Source organism: Staphylococcus sp. GDH8C109P (genome assembly GCF_017893405.1).
In the GTDB taxonomy this organism is placed as follows: domain Bacteria; phylum Bacillota; class Bacilli; order Staphylococcales; family Staphylococcaceae; genus Staphylococcus; species Staphylococcus cohnii.
On record NZ_JAESMX010000009.1, the window covers coordinates 593,889 to 606,940 of the forward strand.

Sequence of the window (13,052 nt, forward strand, 5' to 3'; positions counted from 1 at the left end):
AAATATGTCATAAACTTGTTACGATTTAAGAAACATTAATTTTTATTCTAAAATTTTTGTTTTTGAGAAATGTAAACGTCCTATTTTATGCTTTTAGCAAAATGTGTATATAATGCTTGCGCTTGTGCTTCATCTTCTAACCCATAAACATTCATACGACCATCTTTAAAAAGAGTAATATCAGTGTCGTTATAAGAAAGCAATTTAGCAAAACTATTTGCTTTTTTAATTTTTGCAGGTAAATAATGCGCATATTTAAACATTTTTTCATCGAAACGAAGCAAAAATGTATCACCACATTGAGACTCTACGTTTGTATGCTGAGGTTGATTAAGTAAACTATATTTCTGATGTACGCAAATACTACAATTGTCATTTTTAAGTTGGTTGATATTCACTGTATGATACTGAATTGAAAAAGTATCTATCGTTATTAATTTTTGAGAGAATTCAGCTGCTGTTAGCCAACGCAATAACTCTGAGACTTCCATGCTAGCTACTTGGTATATGACTGTAGGCAACACACCATTAATAGAACAACTTTCTGCAGATTCAGGTATCTTATCGAGCACACATTTTAAACATGGCCCTTTATAATCAATGCCATAAATGGTGCCTTGACTTCCAATTGCAGCCCCATAAATCCAAGGTATCGAAAATTTATGACATGCTTCGTTAATCAAGTACCTAATTTTAAAATGATCCATGCCATCCATGACGATAGCAGGATTAGATTTTCTCAAAATGTGTTCAATGTTGGTGCAAGTTATTTCTTGGTATAATGCGTTGATTTTAATATTAGAATTTATATCTAATAAATGTTTTTTTAATGCTTCTACTTTAGGTACCATCATTTGTGCATCATTTTCAGTATAAGTGGCTTGCCTATGTAAATTTGATAATTCTACAATATCCATATCAATTATTGTAAGTTCGCCAACTCCCATACGTGACAATATTTCTGCACAATGACTTCCTAATGCTCCAGCTCCTACAATCATCACGTGTGTTTGTTCCAATTTACGCTGACCATTTCTTCCAAAGTTCTTATAACGTATTTGACGGGAATACCTTTCCATCATAAAAATCCGATTCCTTCTGTTGGACTTGAAGCTTGAGCTGTATACTTAACTGGTATTCTTCCTGCTTGATAACTCATTCTACCTGCTTGAATGCCCAATTTCATAGCTTCGGCCATTTTCCCTGGATCTTTCGCACTAGAAACTGCTGTGTTTAATAGAATGGCATCGGCACCTAATTCCATAGCATGACATGCATCTTTTGGTGATCCTACACCTGCATCAACTATTACAGGTACCTTAGCGCGTTCAATAATATAACGTAGATTTAAAGGATTATTTATTCCTCTTCCAGTACCAATAGGTGAAGCTAGCGGCATAATTGCATGCACACCTAATTCTTCTAGACGTTTAGCAAGTACAACATCATTTGAAATATAAGGACACACTGTATAACCTTTTTCGAGTAAAACTTTGCATGCCTCATATGTTTCTAAAGGATCGGGTAGTAAGGTTTCCTGGTCACCTATCACTTCAACTTTAATCATGTCACAAAGATTGGCGTGATTAGCAATTTCTGCAATTCTTATTGCTTCCTCCGCTGATGTTGCACCAGCAGTATTAGGAAAAGTAACAAAGTTTGATAAGTCAACTTTTGCTAAAGGATTAGGTAATTTCTCATCATATAAGTTCATTCGACGCACTGCAAAAGTTAAAACCTCTGTTTCAGATGCATCTATAGCTTCCTTTTGAATGGCTTCTGTTTCAAATTTACCTGTACCTAATAACAATCTTGAATTGAATTCAAATTTTCCTATTTTAAACATTTTATCCGCCTCCTACAAATTCTAATAATTCTAAACAATCTTTATCATTAACGATATAATCTTGAAATTGGTTTTGTTTAATTAATTTTTTATTATGTTCAACAATTACTCTCTTTTCGTCTAAACCGAGTGTCTGCAATATTTCTTGTATATTCAAAGGATTTTCAAATGTGAAATTATCACCATTAATAACGCAATGCATCATGATTCATTCCTTTCTCACTTATTGATAAGTAAATGATTAAACTATGTTGCTTCATAATTTAACCATGCTTTGTGTAAGGCTTGTACTGTTTTTATTGAGTGATTAAATATTGAAATACCTGCGATACCTTGAAACCCCTTAGGTAAATGAGACATCGTTTTTAAATTAATGCCGCCTAATGCGACTACAGGAATATCAGTTTTCAATGCCTCATTGATTTCAGTTAACGATTTAGGTGCTAACCCTTTTTTAGACTTGGTTTCAAATACGTGCCCATAAAGTACAAAATCTAAATTTAATTCTTCTGCATATTGAATCGCCTGGCGACTGTGTGTAGACATACTTATTTTTATGTCTGAACAATATGATTTCAAAGCATGAATTTGTTCATCACTTTCTCTAAAATGTATACGTGATAAGTCGCAAGATTGGAGAACATGATAATCACTGTGAATAATAATTTTATCTTTCGGAAAATGCTGTTGCTTTAGTTGATTTATCCATTCTATCGTCTCAGAAGTACACATCGGTGATCTGACGATTAGGTAATCTATATAAGGTTCAATTTCGCAATAATTAATGCAACCTTGCTTGGTTAATTTATGATAACTGGTAATCGCAATAATCATAATAATCACTCCTAAAATAAAAAAACGTTATTTTTCCAAATAGGAAAAATAACGTTAATGTGAACGGACAAATATGGTTTATAACGCCACTTTTCCTACGCCAGTACAAACTGGATCAGGTTCAAGGAATTCTAGCGTCTCACGCTAGTCTCAGCCTTTTTAACATAAAGGCACTTCCAGTGGTTAAACTTAGCTCTATTTAATTAATGTGAATTTTACATTTAATTCATGTTTAACTTAACGTAAAAACTGTATTATTTCAACCTTATATATTTTTAGCTTATTATTTTCTAGGAAATATCATGTACAAATCATGCATGATTGCTACTATATCATAACTTTAGTGAGATATTTTTAATAATTCCTTTGTTATTTCTTTAGTCTCATCGTAAGTTTTTTTGTATATTGCAAAATATTTCATATATTGCTTATGATGTTCTAAACTGGGTTCAAATACTTTATCGTATTGAATAAATTGTTGAACCATTTCAGCGACATCATTAAACCACCCTACACCTTTTGCTGCTATCATCGCTGCACCCATACTCGGTCCTTCTTCATGTTTTAATTTATATACTTTTGCGTTAAAGATATCTGCTTGTAACTGAAGCCAAAAATCACTTTTAGCTCCTCCACCAATAGAAATTATTTCTTTAATTTTTTTATCGTTTTCACGTAAATAATAGAAAGATTCATATAATGCAAAAGTGATGCCTTCAATCACAGCACGAGCCATATCTTTATTAGTATGCATATGACTTAACCCAATAAAACTTCCTCTAATGTGACTATCACCATGGGGTGTACGTTCTCCTGATAAATATGGCGCATATATTAAACCATTACTCCCCAGAGAAGATTGTTTAGCTTCATCCAAAATTTGACTATAAGTTAAACTTGGCATAATGTTTTTTTGAAACCATTTTAAACTATCGCCTGCAGCTAATATAACACCCATTGCATAAGATTTTTGAGGGAGCACATGATTAAAATGATGTATATTGTGACCATAAGTCCCTGTATTCTCAGAATCACACGCTAATATAACACCAGAAGTACCAATACTACATAGTGTATCGCCCTCACTAATAACACCTGCGCCTAATGCACCACAGGCATTGTCACCACCTCCAGCATATACTGCGACATCTTTATCTAAACCTAATTCATCTGCAACTGAATTATTAAGGTACCCTACAAAATCTTGTGATTCAATTAAATTTGGACAAAGTTGGTATACACCATAATATTCACAAATATTTTTATTCCAACACTTATGTGCTATATCCATTAACAATGTGCTTGATCCATCAGAATATTCCATATTTATCGTATCTGTGAATTTAAATCTCACATAATCTTTAGGCAGTAAAAATACATTTGCTTCAGACCAAATCAATGGTTCATTTTCTTTAACCCATAACAACTTCGTTAATGTAAAACCTTCTAAAACAGGATTATCCATGACATATTCACCAAATTGTTGTTTTATTTGTTCACACTGAAAAGTGGATCTTGTATCATTCCATAAAATGGCATTTCTAAGTGGTTGAAATTGATGGTCAAGCAACACTAAACTATGCATTTGGCCAGAAAATGATATACCTTTAACCTTCATATCTGCTAACTGTTCTGAATTCAATAAGTACTTTATACAATCTTTAGAGGCTTCAAACCAGTCTTCTGGATTTTGTTCACTAAAACCTGTTTGTTGATTAATAACATGGATAGGTTCACTAGTACCATCTAAAACGTCACCTTTTTTATTAATAGCAATGGCTTTCACAGAACTTGTACCGATATCTATGCCTAATACAATCTCTTTCACATATACCATCCTTTAATTTATAGTTATTTTTAAACTATTTATCTTCAATGTCATTCACGTTATATTTATAGCACAATATATTTGAAAATAAAAATTATCTTTATAAAGAAAATATTTTCAATTTAATTTTTATACATCAAACAAGCAACAACAATGAATGATTCACCCTTTTATATTAAGAAATGCAATGATACTGTTTTCAATGTTTTAAAATACATTAGAGTTCATACAAACTTATTAAATTTAAAACAAAATGCACCGAGATATCATTTTTTCTCAGTGCATAAAAGTATAAGTAATGATAATGCATGTAACCTTTTAAGTATCTAAAATAGTAATTTAGACGCGTAAATAACAACCACCACAGTAATTGAGCTTAATAAAGTAGATAAAAAGACAAGTTCCGCTGCAAGTTCTGGGTGATTGTCATACTCCTGAGCAATCACAGAACTATTTACTGACGTCGGCATTGCTGAGGCAATAAACAATGTTTGCGCAATCACGCCTTCGATACCCATGATTTTTATAATTATTAATGCGATGACGGGTCCAATCACTAAGCGTACAAATATAAAAATATATGATAATGACCACTTGAAAGTAAAGTTTATATTGGCAATTTGTGCGCCTAACATAATTAAAGCAATTGCAATCATCGCATCTGCTACATAATTCGCTGGCGTCCAAATAAATTCCGGTATAGGGATATCAGCATAATTTAAAATAATTGCAAATAGCAAGGCGTATAATACTGGCATTTTAAAATAACCTAACATCGCTTTTAATTTTCCAATTTGTGCAGACTGTATTGCGAAAATACCATATGAAAAAGTGAAAATATTTTGTAATGATAGAACGATAACTTGTACTGACATCGCTAGTGGATCACCCTTGAACACTAGGTCATTGACTGGTACACCATAGTTTCCAGAATTAAAAAATAATACACTGTTGGTTAGCGTTGTAGCCTCACCTTTATCCCTCTTGTTTATTAAAGTTAAAACTTTTCCCACTATATATAAAAATATTATGTATATTATGAAAAACACTACAATATAGAATAATAAGCGCAGTTCAAAATTTGTTTTATAAAATTTTACAAAAATAAATCCTGGAACAAACACATAGATATTTAATTTAGCTAAAGTCTTTAAATCTAGAGTGAACTTTTTCTGTAAGATAAATCCCAATACTATCATTATAAAAATGGGTAACAATACACTCTGTAATATATAAATCATTTCACTCATCCTAGAACACTCCCTTGTAAGAAACTTTAACACTAGACATATTCATTTGTATTTAAGCTAAATTTAGATGCCTGACTTTTAAAACTATATTGTTTGTATACTTTAAAAATATAAAAATTAGGAGTGAAATAAAAATTGATAAATTAGAAATCAATTTCATATTTCAACTCCTATATCGTATCAATAAAAATTCTAAATTTTACTAAGGTTACAGTATTTTAATTTGTACATCATTTAATGGATTTGCTTTATTATTTAGAAAGGATTTATAACAATAAGAAAATATGTTATTCGTCTTTTCGGTTGTTTTCATCGCTATTAGTAGTATTATTTATCTGTTTTTGTTCATCGCTATTATTTTCTTGCTTTCTTTTGTTTCGTTTTTTTTCTTCCAAAATTGACATAACTATAAAGCCAACAACTAATAGCGGTGTAAGTATACCAATCATCATCATCATTTAGCTCACCTCATTCGTTCATTTCAATTTAATGGCTATATTAACCTTTACTATCAATTTACATGTTTTTATTACCTTCCTCAATAGAACAACCTATTTTAATTTAGTTTAATAATTATCCCTATTCGTTTTTTACTTGATATTACACCAATTCGTGTTCGACATACTACTTTTTGCTCGCTTATTTGTCTAAAATGTAACTTTAGTTGCTCACATTGCATCTTTTATAAAATCTAAAAGTCTTAGATATATTGCTAAATCATAACGATAATTACCAGGGCAATTTCATTATGAAATGCTGAACATACTTTCAATTATTTAGTACTTCAATATTATTCACGAATTGTTCGGATTTATTACTATTTTAGCGGCCCATTATAGAATATATTATAAACAGATGCAAAAATTATCCATTTTTTTAGTTTTAGAATTTCATTTTTTTATAATTACGCAACATTAATTGACTTATTAAATTTAAAAAGAGTACTATTTAAATAAATGAAATTAAATTCAAGTATATCTACATTTCCTGAATGAATTTATTGTGCACGCTCTCAATACCTTAATACTTAATCTGATTCTCATTTTACTATAAATCATTTCCAATTTTACTAGCTGACATTTAAGGAAAGGAGGAGTTTAATGAATTATAACCAAATCATTTATGATGAAGGCGATAAATTAGAACATTTAAATACACCTAACTTTTCCAATATATATTTAGTCATTTCAGGTATGATTCATTTCCAAAAAGTTAAATCAAATTTTATATTTCATCGAGGCGATGTATTTGTAGTATATGATTTTGAAGAAAACCTCATTATCCATCGAGAAGGTATGCTTGCTTGTATTTCAGTAAATAATTTAAGTTATCATCGTTTCACCCTAATCAATCAAGAAAACTTTCTAGAAAAATATAAATTAAGTAAATTGATCACTGAAACATATATTGCAACTTTAAAAAACATTTTAGAAAACAATTCATTTAATGGTGACATCGGAGTTATTAAATTAATCAATTACCTCAATTCATCCCAAGCAAATATATACGGACAGTTGACTTACTCAAATAAATTAATTAAAAATGTTGTAGAATATATTAACCAACATTACAAACAACCATTAACGCTTAATTTACTAGCCCAAAAATTTTACGTAAACAGTAGTTATTTATCCAGAGAATTTTCAAAAAAAATGAATATTTCGTTAATCAAATACATTAAAAAAGTTAAAATCTATAGTTTATCTAGAGAGTTATTAACGAATGGTAATAGTGAATCCATTTGGGTAGATTATGGGTTTCGTTCGTACAATACTTATTTGAGAGATTTCAAAAATGTGATGCAAATGACACCTAAAGATTTTATAAAACAACATTACTCTAAAGGTACAAATACAAAGATAGAACCACATCAATTATATAACCAGCTCCAATTAATTTTAGATACGATTAAATCTGAATAAAATATAAAAAATCCAAGTTTACCTATCAAAGGCAAACTTGGATTACGAATTAATATTTATATTTATTATCCTCATCAGTATCGGAATAATTTTCTTTGATTTTTTGTTGTTCGTTCTCTTTTTGATCATCGGATAATACAAATGAGTTATTATGTTCATTTACCTGTGACCCATCTTTGATATAGGGATTTGCATCATCTTCTTTATCTCTACTATAAACAGCTTTTTGTGGCTTTCTCACAAGTAACATGATACCTGCTACTAACCACAATATTGCGGTAATCCAATTACCAATTAATGAAATAACACCAACAATGATTAATAAAATACCAGCAGCTTTTGCTTTTTTACCAATTAACACTGCACCGATGATTGCTACTATAAGTAACACAATAGATAATATAAGTCCTGCAGTTACCAACCCACTTAACATATTAATAACCGCTTCTCCATTTTCATATGTGATCGAACTATCGTCTTCCATCATTGCTTGTATCATTGCATTTTTATTGTCACCATTTCCAACTAATGGTAAGAATATCGCAAGTACAATTACGCCTAGTAGTTGTATACCAATACCAATCCAGGCAAGTATACGTTCAGCAGTTCTTTTCATTATGGTTCACCCCTAATCGAAAATTTATGTTTTTAGTTAATGTATATTTAAAATTATATCATTTAGTATACGCATCCTGTTATTACAAGTCCATGTAAAACACATTTAATTTCCTAGGTAATTATTTACTTTTTCTAAAAGCTTCATCAATTCGTTCCAATTGATTTACAAAATCTTCTATTTCTTCAAGTGAAAATTGGTTACCTAAGCGATTTTTTACTGATTCTGTCATTGCAGAAGTCGCTTGCTTTAAAAATGTTTCACCTTCTATGCTTAATTGAACTAATTTTATTCTTTTATTATTTGAGTGTGCTCTTTGCACATAACCCATTTCTTCAAGTTTACCTATTCTTTTTGATGCAGCTGTTTTAAATATATTTTGCAGTCCAGCCAACTCATTAATCGTAACTTGCCCTTTTGTTTGAATAATTCTCATCGCTTCAATTTGTTCTCTTGAAAGTAAGTTTGTGAGAGACGATTCGTTCACCATTTCAATAATTTCTTTGTTTAAATACAACATCACTATTTGAAATTTGGTTATCGCTTTTTCAATCGATGCATCTACATCATTCATAATCTTATCCCCCTTGATAAATTACTTAAATTCGATAGAAAGTGGTAACTTGTCGCGTTTATTGAACCATAATAGAACTAAATATTGTAAAATCATCATTACGATGATGATACCGATAAGTAAAGCTACAACAAATCCAAAATCAAAGTGACCTGCATTAGTGAATATCGCTTCTCTGTATCCTTGAATAGCATAAGACATTGGTGAAAATGGATGTATCCATCTATAGAACGTTGCGGAAAGTTCTATTGGGAACATACCTTCACTTGCACTTAATTGTAAGATTAAAAGAATCATTGATATAAATAGTCCTATTCTATCTAAGAATAACGTTAAGAACGATGTGATTGTAATTGCTGCAATAGCCCATAACAATCCTACTAATATAAATTTCCAAACATTACCAACTGACATGTTAAACACAAACAATACCCAACTGCTCATGAACAGTGCAGACAACGCACCCTGAACGATATATAATGCAAATTTCCCTATAGCTTGTCTCATTGAAGTTGTAGATTTATTAATCGTTTTTCTCAATGGATAAATCGCACTAAACGATAGCGCACCAACAAATAAACTTACACTTGCCATATAAGGAACAATCGTTGCACCATATTCATCAGCATTCGTCGGATTATTTTCATTTACTTTTGTAACATCATTGAGTGCCTTTTCATTTTCGGATTCAAATGAAACATTATTTTGTTGACTAACTGCATCATCAATTTTTGATTTTAGTTCGTCATTATTTGCTTGAAGTTCTTTCAGCCCATCTGTTACCTGTTGATTTCCAGATAATAATTTTTGAGCTGGTTGGCCTACCATTGGTGCCATTTGTTGAATTCCGTCTGTCACTTGTTGATTACCATCAATAAGTTGCGTTTCTGCATCTGACATTTGCCCTAATGCGTCAGATGTATCTTGGTAACCTGATTGTGATTTTTTAGCACTCGCAAATAATTCATTCAAGTAGTTAGATCTTATATTATCTTTTATAGATTCAGTCACTGTATTAATAGCTGAATTTGCAGATTGACTGCCTGTATAACTAGAACCAGGATTTACTTTGGTTTCTAGATTTATTTTTTTAGGATTTTCATCTAAAATCGTCGTTGCATTTGATGAGGCATTTTTGGGAACAATAATAGTTCCTACGCTTTCACCTCTATTCAATTGCTTATTCGCTTCTTTTTCAGAAACAACTTGAAAATCAAACTTATCATTATCTTTTAATTTATCTACTAAATCATCGCCAATAGTAATATCTTTATTATTAAGCGTTGCTTTTTCATCGTGGTTTACAACAGATATTTTTAGATTTTCTGTCTTATCGTATGGATCCCACATTGAACCAACAAACAAGGCTACATATAGCAATGAAATAAGTGATATTGCAATTAAAGATACCACTAACATTTTATTTTTAAATATAAATTTAAATTCATTCAACATTTTTCCAACTACCTTCCTTTAATTGTACATCCCATGTACTATAAATTAAAAAAGACTAAAACAATACACATTTGTCTTAGCTTAGCACGCATGACCTTCTATTTATAAGGGTGAAAACATATTAGTACACCCCATGTACATTTTTATATCATACGCTCCTTAAAATTAAATGTCAAACCTATTTCTCAAAAATTTCTTTGGTGATTTTGAACAAAAATATATTCTGAAAATTCTGTATTTACTGTTAATTTTACTCTTTATTAATGCTATGATACTTACTATCACTTTAATTAGGGAGGGAAATTATCATGTGGAGTGAACCTATTATTTCAGCAACTGCTTTATTTGCGTTAATTGCTTTGGGAGAAGTTATTTCAACATTAACAAAAGCACGCGTGCCAATGCTTTTGACTGCAATGGTCAGTTTTTTATTACTTAAATGGGCAGGTATATTTCCTGAAAATATTCTTGATTCAGCTATTTTACCTTCACTAGGTGCACTAGCAATAGCACCTGCTATTATGCATATGGGAACGATGATGCCTTTATCAACGTTAAAAACACAGTGGAAGGCAGTGATTATTTCACTTTTCGGCATTATAGGCTCAACAACAATGATTTTAATCATCGTATCTTTGGTTTATGATTTTCGTATTGCCGCTTCTGGTGTTGGTCCAATATCAGGTGGTATTGTTGCATTGCTAATTACAATTGATAAGTTAAAGGAATTAGATTTAAGTTATTTAATTGTTTTACCAGCACTTGTGCAAGGTCTACAAGGTGTTATCGGATTACCATTAAGTTCTGTAATCATGAAACGTTACGGTAAACACTTTTTACAACAAGAGTCTAAAAATTTACAAACTGATACTCATGAAGAAGCATCAGCAATTCAAACATCAACAGCACATACTTTACATGATAAATATCCTATTTTACAAAATAATACTTTAAGATTATTTATTATGTTTGTATTAGCTAGTTTAGCTTTTTTAATTGGAGAAGTGACGCCAATTCATTTTACACTTATCAGTTTATTCTTTGGGATTGTTGGGCTAAAACTAGGTTTATTTGAACAAGCAGAATTAGAAAAAAACAAGTCATTTACTTTAATTCTTGTTATTATCATGCTGATTGTCATCGGTTCTATGGGAGATATCACACCACAAGATTTATGGCATCACCTACCAGCTATCTTGCTCATTTTATTAATAGGTACGATAGGTATTCTAATCGGAGGCGCAGTTGCTGCAAAACTGATTGGTTGGCGATATACGAAGGCACTCCCAGTGGCGTTAACTGCATTGTATGGTTTCCCTGGAGATTACATGCTATGTGAAGAAGTGAGTCGTAGTTTAGCCAAAAACAAAAAAGAACATGATGCACTTTTCAAAGAATTACTTAGTCCTATGTTAATAGGTGGATTTACTTCCGTTACGATAGCTTCCGTGATTTTAACAGGTATTATTATGAATTTTATTAATTAGGAGGAATTTTAAATGCTTATAAAAAATATAAACCTTATAGATGGTACTGGTAACGCTATTCAACAAAACGTTGATGTAATTATTCAAGATCATCGCTTTAAGACTATTGGACAAAATTTAAACCATGCAAATCATGAAATCATCGATGGTACTGATAAATATTTATTACCCGGCATGATAGATAGTCATGTTCATATTATGGAAGAAATGAGACCGTTGGCGGACAAATTAGCTACGCCATTTTCTTATACATTCTATCGCGCTATAGATCATCTTAAACGTACAGTAGATTGCGGTATCACTACCGTACGTGATGCACTTGGTGCTGATCAAGGGATTAAAGAAGCTGTACAAAATGGTTTGATACTTGGACCACGTATGCAAATTAGTGTCAATGCATTAACAATTACTGGTGGCCATGGCGATAAATTAACGAAATCTGGTATAACTATGCCAAGTTTTATTGAAGATTATCCAGGTTTACCTACAGGGATTTGTGATGGTGTTGAAGAAGTACGTAAGAAAGCAAGAGAAATGTTACGTGCTGGTGCAGATGTAATCAAAGTTCATGCAACTGGTGGTGTAACAAGTCCAACAGACCATCCAGACTTCACACAATTTTCTATTGAAGAACTTAAAGTTATGGTTGAAGAAGCACAATTCAGAGGTAATAGAAAAGTTATGGCACATGCGCAAGGCCTACAAGGCGTTAAAAATTGTATCGCAGCAGGTATTCATTCTATAGAACATGGCATATACCTAGATGATGAAGCAATCGAAAAAATGAAGACACAAGGTATCTTTCTCGTGCCGACTTTACTAGCACCTGTTTCAGTTATTGAATTTGCAGATGAACTTGGTATGTCTGAAAGCTCTGTTAAAAAGTCAAAAGAAGTTTTAGAGGCACATACAACAAGTTTTACTAAAGCTGTAAAAGCAGGCGTAAAAATCGCTATGGGCACAGATGCTGGTGTATTTAAACATGGTACCAACTTACGTGAATTAGAGTTAATGGTTGAATATGGTATGACACCAATGCAAGCTATAGTAGCATCCACTAAAACTGCCGCAGAATGTCTAGGTTATGATAATGAAATAGGTACAATTGAAACAGACAAAAAAGCTGACTTTATAATCGTAGAAGATAATCCTTTAGAACATATTGGAATATTAAAAAATCCTGATAATATTAAAATTGTAGGTATTGATGGTGAAATTGTGAAAAGATAATGATATCTTT

At 31.3% G+C, this 13,052-nt stretch carries 13 protein-coding genes and 1 riboswitch; of the genes, 3 read left to right on the top strand and 10 right to left on the bottom strand.

Annotated features, from left to right (window positions below):
- Positions 1-80: 80 nt before the first annotated feature.
- The 7 genes from KA867_RS04535 to KA867_RS04565 form a co-directional block, all read right to left on the bottom strand.
- Entirely contained in the window at positions 81-1,079 is a 999-nt protein-coding gene (locus tag KA867_RS04535; protein ID WP_210137147.1) for a ThiF family adenylyltransferase, read from the bottom strand.
- Complete coding sequence (locus tag KA867_RS04540; RefSeq protein ID WP_210137148.1) at positions 1,079-1,846, bottom strand: thiazole synthase; 768 nt, start codon at positions 1,844-1,846, stop codon at positions 1,079-1,081. The genes KA867_RS04535 and KA867_RS04540 overlap by 1 nt, the downstream gene beginning before the upstream one ends.
- 1 nt (position 1,847) lies before the next feature.
- Positions 1,848-2,048 carry a sulfur carrier protein ThiS gene (gene thiS / locus KA867_RS04545; protein ID WP_019469161.1) on the bottom strand — a complete coding sequence of 67 codons (201 nt, stop codon included), beginning with the start codon at positions 2,046-2,048 and terminating at the stop codon, positions 1,848-1,850.
- Positions 2,049-2,092: 44 nt separating this feature from the next.
- Entirely contained in the window at positions 2,093-2,680 is a 588-nt protein-coding gene (locus tag KA867_RS04550; protein ID WP_210137149.1) for a thiamine phosphate synthase, read from the bottom strand.
- Positions 2,681-2,754: 74 nt separating this feature from the next.
- A riboswitch (TPP riboswitch) is annotated at positions 2,755-2,868 on the bottom strand.
- 152 nt (positions 2,869-3,020) lie between these two features.
- Positions 3,021-4,508 carry a xylulokinase gene (gene xylB / locus KA867_RS04555; protein ID WP_210137150.1) on the bottom strand — a complete coding sequence of 496 codons (1,488 nt, stop codon included), beginning with the start codon at positions 4,506-4,508 and terminating at the stop codon, positions 3,021-3,023.
- 326 nt (positions 4,509-4,834) lie between these two features.
- Entirely contained in the window at positions 4,835-5,758 is a 924-nt protein-coding gene (locus tag KA867_RS04560) for an AEC family transporter (RefSeq protein WP_210137151.1), read from the bottom strand.
- A 287-nt stretch (positions 5,759-6,045) separates the two neighbouring features.
- On the bottom strand, positions 6,046-6,216 hold the full coding sequence (locus KA867_RS04565) for a hypothetical protein (protein WP_210137179.1): 171 nt from the start codon (positions 6,214-6,216) through the stop codon (positions 6,046-6,048).
- 642 nt (positions 6,217-6,858) lie between these two features.
- Here KA867_RS04565 and KA867_RS04570 point away from each other — a divergent pair.
- Positions 6,859-7,680: an AraC family transcriptional regulator gene (locus KA867_RS04570; RefSeq protein WP_210137152.1), complete on the top strand. Its 822-nt coding sequence runs from the start codon at positions 6,859-6,861 to the stop codon at positions 7,678-7,680.
- Between the two features lie 49 nt (positions 7,681-7,729).
- On the opposite strand, the gene KA867_RS04575 is transcribed toward KA867_RS04570, so the two are convergent.
- The 3 genes from KA867_RS04575 to KA867_RS04585 form a co-directional block, all read right to left on the bottom strand.
- Positions 7,730-8,296: a DUF4064 domain-containing protein gene (locus KA867_RS04575; protein WP_210137153.1), complete on the bottom strand. Its 567-nt coding sequence runs from the start codon at positions 8,294-8,296 to the stop codon at positions 7,730-7,732.
- Positions 8,297-8,417: 121 nt separating this feature from the next.
- Positions 8,418-8,870, bottom strand: a complete 453-nt coding sequence (locus tag KA867_RS04580) for a MarR family winged helix-turn-helix transcriptional regulator (protein WP_210137154.1) — start codon at positions 8,868-8,870, stop codon at positions 8,418-8,420.
- Between the two features lie 21 nt (positions 8,871-8,891).
- Complete coding sequence (locus tag KA867_RS04585; RefSeq protein ID WP_210137155.1) at positions 8,892-10,325, bottom strand: YhgE/Pip domain-containing protein; 1,434 nt, start codon at positions 10,323-10,325, stop codon at positions 8,892-8,894.
- Positions 10,326-10,633: 308 nt separating this feature from the next.
- Here KA867_RS04585 and KA867_RS04590 point away from each other — a divergent pair, with 308 nt between their 5' ends.
- A complete protein-coding gene (locus KA867_RS04590; RefSeq protein WP_210137156.1) occupies positions 10,634-11,812 on the top strand; it encodes a hypothetical protein in 1,179 nt (392 codons plus the stop codon).
- 12 nt (positions 11,813-11,824) lie between these two features.
- The gene (locus KA867_RS04595; RefSeq protein ID WP_210137157.1) at positions 11,825-13,042 is read left to right on the top strand and encodes a metal-dependent hydrolase family protein; all 1,218 of its coding nucleotides are present in this window, start codon (positions 11,825-11,827) and stop codon (positions 13,040-13,042) included.
- The last annotated feature ends 10 nt before the right edge of the window (positions 13,043-13,052 follow it).